The organism is Pseudomonas sp. R32 (assembly GCF_009866705.1).
GTDB classification, from domain to species: domain Bacteria; phylum Pseudomonadota; class Gammaproteobacteria; order Pseudomonadales; family Pseudomonadaceae; genus Aquipseudomonas; species Aquipseudomonas donghuensis.
The window spans coordinates 1434893-1449454 of record NZ_CP019396.1 but is presented as its reverse complement, the minus strand read 5'-3'; the positions used below and the strand labels follow the sequence as shown (position 1 = coordinate 1449454).

At 64.3% G+C, this 14562-nt stretch carries 17 protein-coding genes; 8 read left to right on the top strand and 9 right to left on the bottom strand.

Annotated elements, in window-relative coordinates:
* Nucleotides 1-126 precede the first annotated feature (126 nt).
* Together PspR32_RS06665 and PspR32_RS06660 are read left to right on the top strand one after the other, a co-directional pair.
* Nucleotides 127-972 (top strand): AAA family ATPase, encoded by an 846-nt coding sequence (locus PspR32_RS06665; protein ID WP_010223111.1) that lies wholly within the window; start codon nt 127-129, stop codon nt 970-972.
* 16 nt (nt 973-988) lie between these two features.
* Entirely contained in the window at nt 989-2167 is a 1179-nt protein-coding gene (locus tag PspR32_RS06660) for a vWA domain-containing protein (protein WP_159388239.1), read from the top strand.
* Between the two features lie 96 nt (nt 2168-2263).
* On the opposite strand, the gene PspR32_RS06655 is transcribed toward PspR32_RS06660, so the two are convergent.
* From PspR32_RS06655 to PspR32_RS06640, 4 genes are read right to left on the bottom strand one after another with little or no spacing between them, the layout of a single operon-like run.
* On the bottom strand, nt 2264-3184 hold the full coding sequence (locus PspR32_RS06655) for a biotin-dependent carboxyltransferase family protein (protein WP_036994188.1): 921 nt from the start codon (nt 3182-3184) through the stop codon (nt 2264-2266).
* Nucleotides 3181-3885, bottom strand: coding sequence for a 5-oxoprolinase subunit PxpB (gene pxpB / locus PspR32_RS06650; protein WP_159388238.1), 705 nt, complete (start codon nt 3883-3885; stop codon nt 3181-3183). The genes PspR32_RS06655 and pxpB overlap by 4 nt, the downstream gene beginning before the upstream one ends.
* Nucleotides 3882-4634, bottom strand: a complete 753-nt coding sequence (locus tag PspR32_RS06645) for a 5-oxoprolinase subunit PxpA (protein WP_159388237.1) — start codon at nt 4632-4634, stop codon at nt 3882-3884. The genes pxpB and PspR32_RS06645 overlap by 4 nt, the downstream gene beginning before the upstream one ends.
* A 25-nt stretch (nt 4635-4659) precedes the next feature.
* On the bottom strand, nt 4660-5946 hold the full coding sequence (locus PspR32_RS06640; protein WP_010223116.1) for an MFS transporter: 1287 nt from the start codon (nt 5944-5946) through the stop codon (nt 4660-4662).
* A gap of 142 nt (nt 5947-6088) precedes the next feature.
* Here PspR32_RS06640 and PspR32_RS06635 point away from each other — a divergent pair, with 142 nt between their 5' ends.
* Nucleotides 6089-7000 carry a LysR family transcriptional regulator gene (locus tag PspR32_RS06635; RefSeq protein WP_010223117.1) on the top strand — a complete coding sequence of 304 codons (912 nt, stop codon included), beginning with the start codon at nt 6089-6091 and terminating at the stop codon, nt 6998-7000.
* Here PspR32_RS06635 and PspR32_RS06630 read toward each other — a convergent pair.
* Genes PspR32_RS06630 through PspR32_RS06620 form a run of 3 tightly spaced genes read right to left on the bottom strand, consistent with a single transcriptional unit; the run spans nt 6997 to nt 8820 of the window.
* On the bottom strand, nt 6997-7518 hold the full coding sequence (locus PspR32_RS06630) for a DUF2937 family protein (RefSeq protein WP_036994182.1): 522 nt from the start codon (nt 7516-7518) through the stop codon (nt 6997-6999). The genes PspR32_RS06635 and PspR32_RS06630 overlap by 4 nt on opposite strands.
* Nucleotides 7519-7529: 11 nt before the next feature.
* A complete protein-coding gene (locus PspR32_RS06625) occupies nt 7530-8306 on the bottom strand; it encodes a class II glutamine amidotransferase (protein WP_010223119.1) in 777 nt (258 codons plus the stop codon).
* Nucleotides 8307-8328: 22 nt separating this feature from the next.
* Nucleotides 8329-8820, bottom strand: a complete 492-nt coding sequence (locus tag PspR32_RS06620; RefSeq protein ID WP_010223120.1) for a hypothetical protein — start codon at nt 8818-8820, stop codon at nt 8329-8331.
* An 84-nt stretch (nt 8821-8904) separates the two neighbouring features.
* Between PspR32_RS06620 and PspR32_RS06615 the strand changes: the two genes are divergently transcribed.
* Together PspR32_RS06615 and PspR32_RS06610 are read left to right on the top strand one after the other, a co-directional pair.
* A complete protein-coding gene (locus PspR32_RS06615; RefSeq protein ID WP_159388236.1) occupies nt 8905-10956 on the top strand; it encodes a S9 family peptidase in 2052 nt (683 codons plus the stop codon).
* A gap of 137 nt (nt 10957-11093) precedes the next feature.
* Complete coding sequence (locus tag PspR32_RS06610) at nt 11094-11567, top strand: cyclic nucleotide-binding domain-containing protein (protein WP_100783162.1); 474 nt, start codon at nt 11094-11096, stop codon at nt 11565-11567.
* On the opposite strand, the gene PspR32_RS06605 is transcribed toward PspR32_RS06610, so the two are convergent.
* Nucleotides 11564-11836, bottom strand: coding sequence for a hypothetical protein (locus PspR32_RS06605; RefSeq protein WP_010223123.1), 273 nt, complete (start codon nt 11834-11836; stop codon nt 11564-11566). The genes PspR32_RS06610 and PspR32_RS06605 overlap by 4 nt on opposite strands.
* Nucleotides 11837-11962: 126 nt before the next feature.
* On the opposite strand from PspR32_RS06605, the gene PspR32_RS06600 reads away from it, so the two are divergent.
* The 3 genes from PspR32_RS06600 to PspR32_RS06590 all read left to right on the top strand — a co-directional run bounded on the left by PspR32_RS06600 (nt 11963) and on the right by PspR32_RS06590 (nt 13308).
* The gene (locus PspR32_RS06600; protein WP_010223124.1) at nt 11963-12334 is read left to right on the top strand and encodes a YajD family HNH nuclease; all 372 of its coding nucleotides are present in this window, start codon (nt 11963-11965) and stop codon (nt 12332-12334) included.
* 71 nt (nt 12335-12405) lie between these two features.
* Nucleotides 12406-12876, top strand: a complete 471-nt coding sequence (locus PspR32_RS06595; RefSeq protein WP_010223125.1) for an RNA methyltransferase — start codon at nt 12406-12408, stop codon at nt 12874-12876.
* A gap of 66 nt (nt 12877-12942) precedes the next feature.
* Entirely contained in the window at nt 12943-13308 is a 366-nt protein-coding gene (locus PspR32_RS06590; protein WP_010223126.1) for a YgaP family membrane protein, read from the top strand.
* Here the strand turns inward: PspR32_RS06590 and PspR32_RS06585 are convergent.
* Nucleotides 13305-14519, bottom strand: a complete 1215-nt coding sequence (locus PspR32_RS06585) for a hypothetical protein (protein ID WP_036994290.1) — start codon at nt 14517-14519, stop codon at nt 13305-13307. The genes PspR32_RS06590 and PspR32_RS06585 overlap by 4 nt on opposite strands.
* Nucleotides 14520-14562: the final 43 nt, after the last annotated feature.

Here is a 14562-nt window from a genome sequence, read left to right as displayed (position 1 = left end):
CGGTCCATTCAGAGACTGAATGGGCCGTCTGCGTTCCCAGTCGCCCGGAGCCCGCGTTATAGTCGTGCATGACAATTTTTCCGCCTGGGGCCATGTACCCCCGGCGCTACGTTAGAGGATCGGTTCATGAAGTTCGAAGGCACCAGCGCTTATGTCGCTACAGACGACCTGAAACTGGCAGTCAACGCAGCGATCACCCTGGAGCGGCCGCTGCTGGTCAAGGGTGAACCGGGCACCGGCAAGACCATGCTTGCCGAGCAGTTGGCCGAATCCTTTGGCGCCAAGCTGATCACCTGGCACATCAAGTCGACCACCAAGGCCCACCAGGGGCTCTACGAGTACGACGCGGTCAGCCGCCTGCGCGACTCGCAACTGGGCGTCGACAAGGTGCACGACGTGCGCAACTACCTGAAGAAAGGCAAGCTCTGGGAGGCCTTCGAGTCCGACGAGCGGGTCATTCTGCTGATCGACGAAATCGACAAGGCCGACATCGAGTTCCCCAACGACCTGTTGCAGGAACTGGACAGGATGGAGTTCTACGTTTACGAAACCAACGAGACGATCAAGGCCAAGCAGCGCCCGATCATCATCATTACCTCGAACAACGAAAAAGAGCTGCCGGACGCCTTCCTGCGCCGCTGCTTCTTCCACTACATCGCCTTCCCCGACCGCGACACCCTGCAGCAGATCGTCGATGTGCACTACCCGAACATCAAGAAGGACCTGGTCAGCGAAGCGCTGGACGTGTTCTTCGACGTGCGCAAGGTGCCGGGCCTGAAGAAAAAGCCGTCCACCTCCGAACTGGTCGACTGGCTCAAGCTGCTGATGGCCGACAACATCGGCGAAGCGGTGCTGCGCGAACGCGACCCGACCAAGGCCATCCCGCCGCTGGCCGGGGCCCTGGTCAAGAACGAACAGGACGTGCAGTTGCTCGAGCGCCTGGCCTTCATGAGCCGTCGCGGTAACCGCTGAGCCGGGAGCAATAGCCATGCTGCTCAATCTGTTCAATGAAATGCGCGCGGCCAAGGTGCCGGTTTCGGTGCGCGAACTGCTCGACTTGCTCAATGCCCTCAAGCAGCGCGTGAGCTTCGCCGACATGGACGAGTTCTACTACTTGTCGCGGGCCATCCTGGTCAAGGACGAGCGCCATTTCGACAAGTTCGACCGGGCGTTTTCGGCCTACTTCAAAGGCCTGGAGAACCTCGACCGGCACCTGGAAGCGCTGATTCCCGAAGACTGGCTGCGCAAGGAGTTCGAGCGCTCGCTGACTGACGAGGAGCGCGCGCAGATCCAGTCCCTGGGTGGGCTGGACAAGCTGATCGAAGAGTTCAAAAAGCGCCTGGAAGAGCAAAAGGAACGCCACGCCGGCGGCAACAAGTGGATCGGCACTGGCGGCACCAGCCCGTTCGGCTCGGGCGGCTTCAACCCCGAGGGCATCCGCGTCGGCGATGCCGGCAAGCGCCAGGGCAAGGCGGTCAAGGTCTGGGATCAGCGCGAGTACAAGAACCTCGACGACCAGGTCGAACTGGGCACGCGCAACATCAAGCTGGCCTTGCGCCGGCTGCGCAAGTTCGCCCGCCAGGGTGCGGCCGAAGAGCTGGATATCGACGGCACCATCGACCACACCGCCCGCGATGCCGGCCTGCTCAACATCCAGATGCGCCCAGAGCGGCGCAACAGCGTCAAGTTGCTGCTGCTGTTCGACATCGGCGGCTCGATGGACGCCCACGTGAAGATCTGCGAAGAGCTGTTCTCGGCCTGCAAGACCGAGTTCAAGCACCTGGAGTATTACTACTTCCACAACTTCGTCTATGAGTCGGTGTGGAAGAACAACCTGCGCCGTACCTCCGAGCGCACCTCGACCCTGGACCTGCTGCACAAGTACGGCGCCGACTACAAGGTGGTGTTCGTCGGTGACGCGGCCATGGCGCCCTACGAAATCACCCAGCCGGGGGGCAGCGTCGAGCACTGGAACGAGGAAGCCGGTTACGTGTGGATGCAGCGGTTCATGGAGAAGTACAAGAAGCTCATCTGGATCAACCCCTACCCAAAGGACACCTGGGGCTATACGGCATCGACCAACATCGTTCGCGAGCTGGTCGAGGACCGGATGTTCCCGCTGACCTTGCGCGGGTTGGAAGAAGGGATGCGGTTTTTGTCCAAGTAGACACGGGGCCGCTACGCGCCCCATCGCCGGCAAGGCCGGCTCCCACAGAGGTTTGCATTCACCTGTGGGAGCTGGCTTGCCAGCGATGAGGCCCGCTCAGCCAACAAACCTCTCAAGAAATGCCCGCTGCTCAAGCCACGCCATCTCCTGCACCACCGGCCGGAACCGTACCACGTGCCCCGGCAGCATCTGCGCCATTCTCGCCAGCGCCAGCGGCGTCAACGCCCCCAAGCGCGGATAACCACCAATGGTCTGCCGGTCATTGAGCAGCACGATTGGCTGGCCATCCGGCGGCACCTGCACCGCGCCCAACGGGATACCCTCGGAGACCATCGCCGGGCCCTGGTACTGCAAGGCCGGCCCCAACAGGCGGATGCCCATGCGATCAGCGCGGCTGTCGAGGGTCCAGTCGCGGTTGAAGACCTCGAACAGGCTCAGGCCACTAAAATCGCCGATCTGCGCGCCGAGCAACAGATCAAGCGGCGCCCTGTCGGTAAAGTCCGGCCACAACGCCTCCGGCACTTCTTTGAGCGCTTTCGCCACGCCGGCATATTCCAGCGGTTGCCCCTTGGCCAGCGGCGAGCCCAAACCATCCAGCCCGCCGAGCTCTTCACGCACCACGCTGGCACAACTGCCCAGCACCTGCGGCGCCTTGAACCCGCCCGGCGCGGCGATGTATGCGCGGGCCCCGTGCAACGGCGAGTTCAAACGCAGGCGCTGGCCCTTGCTCATGCTGAAACTGCGCCAGGGCTTGAGCGGCTGGCCATCGAGGCGTGCGTCGAGGTCGGCGCCGGCCAGGGCCAGGCAGCAGTCCTGCTCGGCAATCAGGCTGAAACCACCGAGGGTGACCTCGACCACCGCAGCCTCGGGCGCGTTACCCAGCAGCCAGTTGGCCCAGCGCATCGACACCCAGTCCAGCGCCCCGCCCTGAGTCACGCCCAGGTGGCGCACGCCAAAGCGCCCGGCATCCTGCAACAGGCACAGCGGCGTGCTGGCCTCGATCGACAACCGGCTCATGCCTGTGCCTCCAGCGGCGTATCGTCGCCGCCCAGGTTAAGGAAGGTCGCACGCTCAACCGCCACGAAGCGCACCCGGTCACCCGGCTGCAGCAGGCTGTAGCCCTCGCGCTGACGGTCAAAGAGTTTGCTCGGGGTGCGCCCGATCAGGTTCCAGCCGCCAGGAGAAACCGCTGGATAAGCGGCGGTCTGCCGCTCGGCAATCCCCACGCTGCCGGCCGCCACGCGTTTGCGCGGGGTGGCCAGGCGCGGCGCGGCCAGTGCCTCTTCGACCAGGCCCATGAAGGCGAAGCCGGGGGCAAAGCCAAGGGCGAAGACCTGGTACTCACGCTCGCTGTGACGGCGAATGATGTCTGCCAGCGAGGTCTGGCAACGCTCGGCCAATAATTTCAGTTCCGGGCCGACGCTCAGGTCGTACCACACCGGGATCTCATGCTCACGACCGCCGCTGCCAGCGTCCGCTTGCAGGTCGCTGAGCGCTTCGCGGATGCAGGCCTGAGCCTCGGCTGGCGACATCTGGAGCAAGTCGAACTGCACCATCAGCGTGGTATAGGACGGCACCAGATCAACCAGACATTCGGCAAACGCGCTGCGCAAGCGCTGGCTGGCGGCGAGCATCCACGGCATGTTGCTTTCGTCGATGCGATCGAACAGGCGCACCATCAGGCAGTCGATGGCTACCACTTCAATACGGTAGTTCATGGCACCGCCTGGGCATCGAGGGCCTGACGGATCTGCCGGACGGCGGCAATCGAGCTGTCGTTGTCACCATGCACGCACAAGGTATGGGCCTGCAGCAGCAGCGCGCTGCCATCGCTGGCAATCAGCGGCTCGCCCCGGGCCAAGCGCAAAGCCTGTTCGACGATCAGCGCCGGATCGTGATGCACCGCCCCCGGCAAGCGCCGCGACACCAGGTGGCCGCTGGCGTCATAGGCGCGGTCGGCAAAAGCCTCGAACCACAGGGTCACGCCGTACTCATCACCCAGGACCTGGGCCGCGCTGTTGTCGGCGGTGGCCATCAGCATCAGCGGCAGTTGCCGGTCATAGGCGGCCACAGCTTCCAGCACGGCACGCAGCTTGAGCGGGTCGGCCATCATGTCGTTGTACAGCGCGCCGTGGGGTTTGACGTAGGCAACCTGCGTCCCCTGGGTGCGGCAAATGCCGTCCAGGGCGCCGATCTGGTAATGCAGCAGGTCGCGAATCTCTTCGGCACTGCAGGCCATGGAGCGACGGCCGAAGCCGACCAGGTCCTGGTAGGCCGGGTGGGCGCCGATGCGCACCTGGTTGGCCACGGCCAGGGCCACGGTCTTGCGCATGATCCCGGGGTCGCCGGCGTGGAAGCCGCAGGCGATGTTGGCGCAATCAACATAGGGCATGACCTGGGCGTCCAGGCCCATGGTCCAGCTGCCAAAACTTTCACCCATATCGCAATTCAGTAACAGGCGGCTCACGAGTGATACTCCTTCAGGCTCGGCCTTAACGGGCTTCAAGTTGTTTGCCGCGGGTTTCCGGCAGGCTCAGTGCTGCCAGAATTACCACTCCGTAGGACACTGCGGCAAATCCGCCGATACCCAGGCCCAGCGGAATCTTCTGGCTGAGCAAACCGATCAGCAGCGGGAAGAACGCCGCCAGGGCGCGGCCGATGTTGTAGCAAAAGCCCTGGCCCGAGCCGCGGATGCGGGTGGGGAACAGTTCGGTAAGAAACGCGCCCATGCCGCTGAAGATCCCCGAGGCGAAGAAGCCCAGGGGGAAGCCCAGCCAGAGCATCACGCCGTCACTGACCGGCATCTGGGTGTAAAGCAGGACAATGATGAACGAGCCGACGGCGAACAGGATGAAGTTCTTTTTCCGGCCCAACAGGTCGGTCAGGTAGGCACTGATCACGTAGCCGATGTAGGAGCCGAAGATCACCATCGCCAGGTAGCCGCCGGTACCCAGCACGCTCAGGCCCCGTTCGTTCTTGAGAAAGGTCGGCAGCCACGAGGTGATGGCGTAGTAACCGCCCAGGGCGCCGGTGGTCAGCAACGAAGCGCGAATAGTGGTGAAGAGCATGCCCGGAGCGAAGATCTCATAAAAATGCGAAGGTGCTTCGGTTTTCTCGGCGGCCCTGGCCTGCTGGTAGATCTCCGGGTCCTTGACCAGGCGCCGGACAAAAATCACGAACACCGCCGGTACGATGCCCAGCAGGAACAGCGCACGCCAGGCGTCTTCCGGCGGCAACAGCGAGAACAGCACGGCATACAGGATCGCCGTCAGCCCCCAGCCAATGGCCCAGCCGGACTGCACCATGCCGACCGCCTTGCCACGGTCCTGAGCGCGGATCACCTCGCCGATCAGCACTGCGCCGGCCGTCCACTCACCGCCAAAGCCAAAGCCCATCAGGGTACGGGCGATCAGCAGTTGTTCGTAGTTCTGGGCAAAGCCGCAGAGGAAGGTAAAAAATGCAAACCACAACACCGTCAGTTGCAGGGTGCGCACGCGGCCGATGCGGTCGGAGAGGATGCCGGCGATCCAGCCGCCCAGGGCCGAGGCGATCAGGGTGCTGGTGTGAATCAGCCCGGCCTCGGCGGTGGTGATGCCCCACAGGGCGATCAGGGTGGGGATGACGAAGCTGAGCATCTGCGTGTCCATGCCATCCAGGCCGTAGCCGATCTTGCAGCTCCAGAAGGTCCGGCGTTCCTGCTTGTTGATGTTGCGGTACCAGTCGAATGGTCCCGCCACTGACCTGGGTTTGACCTGTTGCTGCACGCCCGATGGGTTCATGGTTGCCTCAGCTTGTTGGTATTGTTTTAACGACGACAGCATATGTCGCGGCCTGAGGATCATTTTTCGACGGGCGCAGGTTGTCGTCCAACGAGAAAAACCAGCTGTCTGGCATAAGAAAAACTTGATCAGTGAGCGCGCCATGAACCTCAAATTCCTCGAAACCTTCGTCTGGGTGGCCCGGCTCAAGAGCTTTCGCCTGACCGCCGAAAAGCTCTTCACCACCCAGGCGTCGATCTCCAGCCGTATCGCGGCGCTGGAGGCCGACCTCGGGGTCAGGTTGCTGTTGCGCGACTCACGCGGCGTGAGCCTGACCCCGGAAGGCAGCAAGGTGCTGGAATACGCCGAACAGATGCTCGACACCGCCAAGGCCCTCAAGCAATCGCTGGACAGCGACCGGGCCAAGGTCGGGCGCATTCGCATCGGCGTGATGGACACGGTGATCCACACCTGGATGAGCCCGCTGGTGTCGGAGCTGATGGAGCGCTACCCGCAGGTGGAAATCGAACTGGTCGCCGATACCGCGCTTAACTTGCGCGAACAGCTGCAAAAAGGCTTTCTCGATGTGATTCTGCAAACCGACCTGTTGCGCCAGGAATCGATCCGCAGCCTGGACCTGGCGCGCTATCCCATGGGCTGGATCGTCGCCCGCCAGTCGATCTACAACCGCGACTACGCCTCGCTGGCGGACCTGGCCCGCGAGCGCATCGTCACCTTCTCGAAGAACTCGCGTCCGCACCAGGAAGTGCTCAGCCTGCTACAGGCCGAAGGCGTCGGCGCGCCACGGCTGAACTGCGTGAATTCGGTGGCGGCGATTACCCGCTTGCTGCGTGACGGCTTTGGCATCGGCGCCCTGCCGCCAGCGCTGGTCAGCGAAGAACTGGCCCGTGGCGAACTGATCCTGTTGCCGCTGGCCCAGCAACCACCGAGCCTGGAGCTGGTGGTGGCCTGGCAGACCGGTGTCGAGCTGGTCGATGAGGTGGTGCAACTGTGCCGCAACGTGCTGGAGCGCTACGCCCGCGATGCCGGGCCGCAGCGCATCGTGCTGGTTTAGCGCCAGCTCTCCTGCACCGCCTTGCGCCGCCCGCCAAGTGCGACCCAGCCAAGCAACAGCAGCAGGCTTTCGACCACCAGCGCCAACACCAGCGCGCAGCTCAGGCCCCAGGCCAGGGCCTCGGGATTGAGGAGGATCTGGTAGCGGTAGCCGTTGAGGGTTTCTTCGCGCAGTTGCGGGTTGGCGGTGACCAGCACATGCCAGGTTTTCGCCAGCCACGGGCCTTGCAGAATCTGCCATTCCTGCTCGAACTGGCGGTTGCGGATCAACAGGCTTTCGATGCTGTTGGCATCGCTGGTGAACACCGGGTCGTCGCTGCTGCGGTAATGGCCCAGCAGCGCCTGCAGGTCGCCGTTGAAAAAGCGTTTGGCGGTGTCTTCAAAGCCCTTGAGGCCTTCGCGCGATTCGAGCAGGTGCGCCTCGACCCGCTGGCCATAATCGACGATATAGCCCGGCACTTGCAGGCCAACCAGCAAACCGCAGGTAAACAACAGCAAGCGCAGGTAACTTCTGAACATAGGGCTGATCCTTAGCTGGCCTGACCTTCGGCGATGCACTCGCCACGGCGCCACAAGGCCCACTGGCCAGGCGCGTAGCGGTGCCAGGTTTCGTTCTCGGTGAGGGCCTCGGTGGCGATCACCGTGACCACATCGTTAGGGGTGGTTTCAGCCTGGAAGTCGACGATCATGTCGACGTCCTTCAGCCGTGCCGGGCCGAACGGCGCACGGCGGGTTATGTGCACCAGCTTGGTCGAGCAGAAGCAGAACAGCCAGTCGCCATCGCTGAACAGGCAGTTGAACACGCCCTTGCCACGGTATTCGGCGCAGGCCGCGACCAGTACCGGCAGCAGTTGCTCGACCTCAACCGGCTCGGGGAAGGCTTCGCGCACACGGTTGAGCAGGTCGCAGAACGCCGCTTCGCTGTCAGTGTCGCCGATCGGTCGGTAGAAGCTCGCCTGGCCCTTGAACTCACCGAGCTGGCCGTTGTGCGCAAAGCACCAGTTGCGGCCCCACAGCTCGCGTACGAACGGATGGGTGTTGGACAGGCTGACCTTGCCGACATTGGCCTGGCGAATGTGGCCGATCACCACCTCGCTCTTGATCGGGTAGCGTTGCACCAGGTTGGCGACTTCCGACTCGCAGCTCGCCGCCGGGTCCTGGAACAGGCGCAGGCCACGGCCTTCGTAGAAGGCGATGCCCCAGCCGTCACGGTGCGGGCCGGTGCGCCCGCCACGCTGCATCAGCCCGGTGAAGCTGAAAACGATGTCGGTCGGCACATTGGCGCTCATGCCCAGTAGTTCACACATGCTTGGCTGCTCCGGGCAAATCCTACAGACGCGGCTCGACCCGCGTGCCGCTGCCGCCCAGCGGCGCTGCAGGTGGCGGGTTACGGTAGCGGTCGCTGCGGTCGGCGGCGAACGGCTCATCGCTCACAGGCTCCTGGGCTTCACGCTGGGCGGCCGCTTCGGCCTGCTCACGGCGGGCCTTGGCGCGCCGCTCCAGCGGCCAGCGGATGAACACGAACAGTGCATACAAGGCGAAGGCGATCATGCCGTACATGGCCAGGTCGGCTGCGGCGCGCAGGGCGTTGTTGCCGACCTTGAACAGGGTATCGAGGGCGGCAATGGCGATGGCCGGGGCGAATTTTTCCTTGACCGGGTCGACGATGGTCGGGGTCAGCAGCAGTACCGCCATCAGTACCCGCAGCGGTTCACGCAGCCAGCGCCACATCCAGCCAGTCAGGCGAAAGCCCACCAGCAGGCATCCCAAGGCGGCAAGGGCATAGAGGCCCCAGGCGAGCAGATAGTCGTTCTCGGTCATGGTGTCCGTGGCAAGCTAGGCAAATAGACGCTTATGATAAACACTTTTCCGCGCGCAGGCGCCCCCCAGCCAAGAGAATCCCGCATGTCCGCAGACGCCACCGCTCCCCGTGCCCCGATTGCCCACAAGGCCGAAGGTGCCGATCCCTATGCCTGGCTGCAGCAACGCGACACCCCCGAGGTGCTGGCTTACCTGAACGCCGAGAACGCCTATCAGCAAGCGCAACTGGCCGATCAGGCGCCGCTGCGCGAACAGCTGTTCGAAGAGATCAAGGCGCGCATCCTTGAAACCGACTTGTCGCTGCCTTCGCCCTGGGGCCCGTACCTGTACTACACCCGCACCACCGCCGGTGACGAGTACGCCCGCCATTACCGCTGCCCGCGCCCGGCCGATGATGCCAATACCGTCGATGAAGCGCGCGAGGAGCTGCTGCTCGACCCCAATGCGTTGGCCAAGGGCGGCTTCCTGTCCATGGGCGCCTTCAGCATCAGCCCCGACCACCAGCGCCTGGCCTACAGCCTGGACACCACGGGCGACGAGATCTACACCCTGTACGTCAAGGACCTGGCCAGCGGCGCCATCGAGCAACTGCCGTTCGAGGACTGCGACGGCAGCATGACCTGGGCCAACGACAACCAGACGTTGTTCTTCGCCGAACTGGACGACACCCACCGCCCGCACAAGTTGCTGCGCCATCGCCTGGGCAGCGCCAGTGTCGAAGCAGTCTATGAAGAAATCGACGGTCGTTTCTTCTTGCACTGCTACCGCGCCAGCTCCGAGCGCCAATTGATCCTGCTGCTCAACAGCAAGACCACCAGCGAAGCCTGGGTGCTCGATGCCGAACACCCCGAGCAAGCCTTTACCTGCCTGGCGCCCCGGGTCGAGGGCCATGAGTACTACCCTGACCACGGCCAGCTCGAAGGCCAGTGGCGCTGGTTTATCCGCAGCAACCAGGACGGCATCAACTTCGCCCTGTACCAGGCTGTTGCCGACGTAGTGCCCACCCGCGAGCAATGGCAACTGTTGGTGGCCCATCGCGACACGGTGATGCTCGAGGGCCTGACCCTCAACGCCAGCGCCCTGAGCCTGAGCCTGCGCGAAGGCGGCCTGCCGATCATCGAGGTGCACCCGCAGGGCTTGCCGGCCTACCGCGTGGAGCTGCCGGACGCCGCCTACAGCCTGTACGTACAGGACAGCCTGGAGTTCGTCAGCACGCGCATCCGCCTGCGTTACCAGTCGCTCAACCGCCCGGCCCAGGTGCGCCAGCTGGAGCTGGCCAACGGCGCCCAGCAAGTGCTCAAGGAAACCCCGGTGCTCGGCCCGTTCGACCCGGACGCCTATGTCAGCCAGCGCCTGTGGGCAACCGCCGCCGATGGCACCCAGGTACCGATCAGCCTGGTGCAGCGCCGTGCCGACGTTGGCAAGCCGGTGCCGCTGTACCTGTACGGTTACGGCGCCTACGGCGAAAGCCTCGATCCGTGGTTCTCCCACGCCCGCCTGAGCCTGCTCGAGCGCGGCGTGGCCTTTGCCATTGCCCACGTGCGTGGCGGCGGTGAACTGGGTGAAGCCTGGTACCACGCCGGCAAGCAGGCGCACAAGCACAACACCTTCGGCGACTTCATCGCCTGTGCCGAACACCTGATCGCCCAGGGCGTGACCGGCGCCGAGCAGTTGGCGATCAGCGGCGGCAGCGCCGGTGGCCTGCTGATCGGCGCGGTGCTCAACCAGCGCCCGGAGCTGTTCAAGGCCGCAATTGCCGAAGTGCCGTTCGTCGATGTGCTCAACACCATGCTCGACCCCGAGCTGCCGCTGACCGTCACCGAATACGACGAGTGGGGCAACCCCGAAGAGCCCGAGGTGTATGAGCGGATCAAGGCCTACGCCCCCTATGAGAACGTCCGTGCCCAGGCCTACCCTGCCCTGCTGGTGGTTGCCGGTTACAACGACAGCCGCGTGCAGTATTGGGAAGCGGCCAAGTGGGTAGCGCGGCTGCGGGTGACCAAGACCGACGACAATCTGTTGCTGCTCAAGACCGAAATGGGGGCCGGCCACGGCGGCATGAGCGGGCGCTACCAGGGGCTGCGCGACGTGGCGCTGGAGTACGCGTTCGTATTTAACGTGCTGGGCGTGGTGTAAATCGGAAAATTTGTTGTCTGATCAAGCGAATCGCCGGCCAGGCCGGCTGCCACAAATCCTGTGGGAGCTGGCCTTGCCAGCGATGGGCTGCGCAGCAGCCCCAGAACAGACACCACAAAACTAAAAGAACGACGCAAATGCCTGAACCCACCCACCTCAACAACGAAATCCGCGACATGCTCATGGACTGCGGCCTGTTCGACCAGTTGCTGCCCGGCGACTTCCAGGCCGCCGCCGGCTACTTCAGCATCAGCAACATGAGCCAAGGCACCCAGATTTTTCGCGAAGGCGATGCCGGCACCTTCATGTGCATCATCCATCACGGCGTAGTTTCAGTGCGCAAGACCGACGCCGAGCAGCGCCAGGTGGAAATCGCCACCCTGCGCAAGGGCCGCGCCTTCGGCGAAATGGCCGTACTCGACGGTGAACGGCGCTCGGCCAGCTGCATTGCCGCCAGCGACTGCCAGTTGCTCAACCTGGGCAAGGACTCGCTGGAAAAGATGCTCAACGACGCCCCGAAGATCGCCGCCAAGATCATCCGCGCCCTGGCTGTGGCCCTGTCCCGGCGCTTGCGCATGCAGGACGGTCAGCGCCTGGCCCAGCAGGTCTAGTCGCCCTTGGCCTTGCTGTTGTCCGGGTTCAAACCAGGCAATGGCTGATCCTTGGGCGGGTTGGGCACCGGCATCGGCGGCAGCAATGGCGCGCCCGGTTGCGCATCACCGGCGCGCGGCGGCGTACTCGGCGTCACCTGCGGATACGGCGTTGGCGTCGCCGTGCCCGGCGCACCCGGCACCGGGGTGATCAGCCGTGGCTGCAAATCAGCGGCCATGGCAGGTTGCAGGCTGGCACAGATCAATACCGCAATGATCGCGTAACGCATGCACAGGCTCCTTGAGGGTCCTGGCTACAGGCTACTCCCACCGCGCACGGTTTGCCTGTCCGAATTGCCCGCCATCGGGCTAAACTTCAAGGCATAACCGTAACAAGCCCGAGAAAAGGTAATCCCATGAGTTCGTCATCCTCTGCCGCCGCCACCGCACGGCTAGACCGCATCCTCGCCGACGCCAAGCGCGACAAGGAAATGGGCTACCGTGACAAGGCCCTGCGCATGTACCCGCACGTGTGTGGCCGCTGCGCCCGCGAGTTCGCCGGCAAGCGCCTGAGCGAGCTGACCGTGCACCACCGTGACCACAACCACGACAACAACCCCCAGGACGGCTCCAACTGGGAACTGCTGTGCCTGTACTGTCACGACAACGAACACGCCCGCTACACCGACCAGCAGTACTTCAGCGAAGGCTCGACCAGCAGCCCGACCATCGCCAAGGCCACCCACAACCCGTTCGCGGGCCTGGCCGGCATGCTGAAAAAGGACTGACTGCCCAAGCGCGCCCCACAGGTGCCGGCAAGCCCGTATAATCGCGTCTTTTTTGCGAAGGGCCCCGGCACGTGGCGAACAAACGGTACAGCTGCATTGGTCTGTTCAACCCCAAGTCAGCAGAGAACGTAGGTTCGGTGATGCGCGCTGCGGGTTGCTACGGCGTCAACTCGGTGTTCTACACCGGCAAGCGCTATGAGCGCGCCCGCGACTTCGTCACCGACACCAAGCGTGTGCACTACGACATCCCGCTGATCGGCATCGACGACCTGCAGAAGATCATCCCCCTGGGCTGCACGCCGGTGGCGGTGGAGCTGGTCGACGGCGCCCGGCCGCTGCCCGAGTACACCCACCCGGACCGCGCGATCTATATCTTCGGCCCTGAAGACGGCTCCCTCGACCCGAGCGTGCGTGCCTGGTGCGAAGAGACCATCTACATCCCGACCAACGGTTGCATGAACCTGGCCGCCACCGTCAACGTGGTGCTCTATGACCGCCTGGCCAAAGGCCTGAACACCCGCTCCGGGCCGAAGTTCAAGTAACTCGACTGAACAGCCCGGCCTGCCCGGCGGTCTGCTGTAGACCATCGCCCCTACTGGAGAATGACCATGTCCGAGAAACAGACGCTTATCCCGGCCAACTCAGCGCAGATGGCCAGTGAACATAACGTCCACGGCTGGGAACGCGCAGGTTCCGTCGCCACCGGGGTAATCATGGTCGGCAAGGGCCTGCGCCGTGGTGGCTTGCTGGGGATGATTCAGGTGGCGGTCGGCGGGGTTGCCCTGGCCCGTGGCATTACCGGCCACAGCTCGGTGAAAAGCCTGATCGAGCGCGGCCGCAGCGATCTGGACAACCTCCGCGCCAAGGTCGAACGCAGCGGCGCCGAGCTGCAAGCACTCAAGGCCAACGCCGCAGCCGCCCCCCGTGGCACCACGGTGACCGGCAACGACGCCCTGAAAGACCCCAGGCCTTAACGCAACAGCGGGCTCTGCAGCACCTCGGAGGATTTGCCCAGCACGCTTTCGCTGAGCTGGATGAACTCCGCGGTGCTAACGCTGTTCAGGCGCATCATCGCCCGGGTGACATCATCCAGTGAACGCTGGTTGTGGGTGTGCAGGCGGATTTCCTGGTCCAGCGCCCGCAACAGCAGCACGCCACGGGCGATCACCGCGCTGTCGACCTGCTCGCCGCGCAAACTGCTGACCTTCTTGCCACTGCGCTCAAGGCTCGCCTGCTGGGCCTGATAGCGCTCCTCGGTCATGCCACCGGCACGGCGCAGCAGTTCGCTGGCGTAATACTCGGCCAGGCTCTCGCCAATCCAGTCGCTGTCCTCGCGGTCGTTGATCTGCGCAAACACATGCACCAGTTCGCGCAGCACCGGGCTTGAGCCGTTCTCGCCAACCAGCGGGCGGCTGCTGTGCAGGTAAATGGAGTGATGCCCGGCGCGGGCGCCACGCCACAGCTCATCCCGGGCGCCGACCAGTAACAGCTTGGGCGGATTGCGCGGGAACACCGCCTGCAGCTGCGGCCAGACAAAGGTCAGCAAGGTCAGGTTGTCCAGGCGGCGCATGGCCTGGCCTTGCGGCGCGGCGACGCTGACGTCGGTTTCGCCCAGGCGCGCGCGGCGGGTACCGATGGTGCCGGCGAGCATCCAGCCGGTCGGGCGGTCGAACAGCCGCGAGACGTTGTCGATGCGAAAACGGTGCTTGCCAATGCGCGGCCACGGCGTCTCGACGCTTTTCCAGCCCTTGGGCAGCTCGAAACTCAAGCGCGCCACCAGTTCGGTACCGTCGTGCTGGTCCAGGCGCGCCGGCGGCACCAGGTCGTCACCGCGAAACAGCGCCCAGCCCGGGGTCATGCGGGTTTCATAGGCGCCGCCCTTGAGCCGCTGGCTCAGGCGCACCTTATAGCTCAGCTGGCTCTTGCCTGGCGCCGGTTGCCAGTGGCCGCGCTGATCGCCGCCCTGCAGCTGCCATTGGCCGTCGGCCTTGAAGTCGCTGTAGGCGCCGTCCTTGCCCAGGTCGAAGTCCAGGCTGCGCACGCTGGCGCCGTCTGCCAGGGTCAGGCGCACTTCGGCCTGCTCGCTTTGTGGCAGCAAGCGCACGTGGTAATCCAGATCGACTTTTTTCGCCCAGGCCGGCGAACTGGCCAGCAGGCCCAGCACCAGCCACCCGTGGCAACGCACACGCATACAGAAACTCCTCGTTCCCCCAAACGCGATCCCCGAC

Bases quoted from the DNA above. Each gene is read 5' to 3' on its own strand.
- PspR32_RS06665 (WP_010223111.1), top strand. From the start codon at position 127: ATGAAGTTCGAAGGCACCAGCGCTTATGTCGCTACAGACGACCTGAAA.
- PspR32_RS06660 (WP_159388239.1), top strand. From the start codon at position 989: ATGCTGCTCAATCTGTTCAATGAAATGCGCGCGGCCAAGGTGCCGGTT.
- PspR32_RS06655 (WP_036994188.1), bottom strand. From the start codon at position 3,184: ATGAGCCGGTTGTCGATCGAGGCCAGCACGCCGCTGTGCCTGTTGCAG.
- pxpB (WP_159388238.1), bottom strand. From the start codon at position 3,885: ATGAACTACCGTATTGAAGTGGTAGCCATCGACTGCCTGATGGTGCGC.
- PspR32_RS06640 (WP_010223116.1), bottom strand. From the start codon at position 5,946: ATGAACCCATCGGGCGTGCAGCAACAGGTCAAACCCAGGTCAGTGGCG.
- PspR32_RS06635 (WP_010223117.1), top strand. From the start codon at position 6,089: ATGAACCTCAAATTCCTCGAAACCTTCGTCTGGGTGGCCCGGCTCAAG.
- PspR32_RS06630 (WP_036994182.1), bottom strand. From the start codon at position 7,518: ATGTTCAGAAGTTACCTGCGCTTGCTGTTGTTTACCTGCGGTTTGCTG.
- PspR32_RS06625 (WP_010223119.1), bottom strand. From the start codon at position 8,306: ATGTGTGAACTACTGGGCATGAGCGCCAATGTGCCGACCGACATCGTT.
- PspR32_RS06620 (WP_010223120.1), bottom strand. From the start codon at position 8,820: ATGACCGAGAACGACTATCTGCTCGCCTGGGGCCTCTATGCCCTTGCC.
- PspR32_RS06615 (WP_159388236.1), top strand. From the start codon at position 8,905: ATGTCCGCAGACGCCACCGCTCCCCGTGCCCCGATTGCCCACAAGGCC.
- PspR32_RS06610 (WP_100783162.1), top strand. From the start codon at position 11,094: ATGCCTGAACCCACCCACCTCAACAACGAAATCCGCGACATGCTCATG.
- PspR32_RS06605 (WP_010223123.1), bottom strand. From the start codon at position 11,836: ATGCGTTACGCGATCATTGCGGTATTGATCTGTGCCAGCCTGCAACCT.
- PspR32_RS06600 (WP_010223124.1), top strand. From the start codon at position 11,963: ATGAGTTCGTCATCCTCTGCCGCCGCCACCGCACGGCTAGACCGCATC.
- PspR32_RS06590 (WP_010223126.1), top strand. From the start codon at position 12,943: ATGTCCGAGAAACAGACGCTTATCCCGGCCAACTCAGCGCAGATGGCC.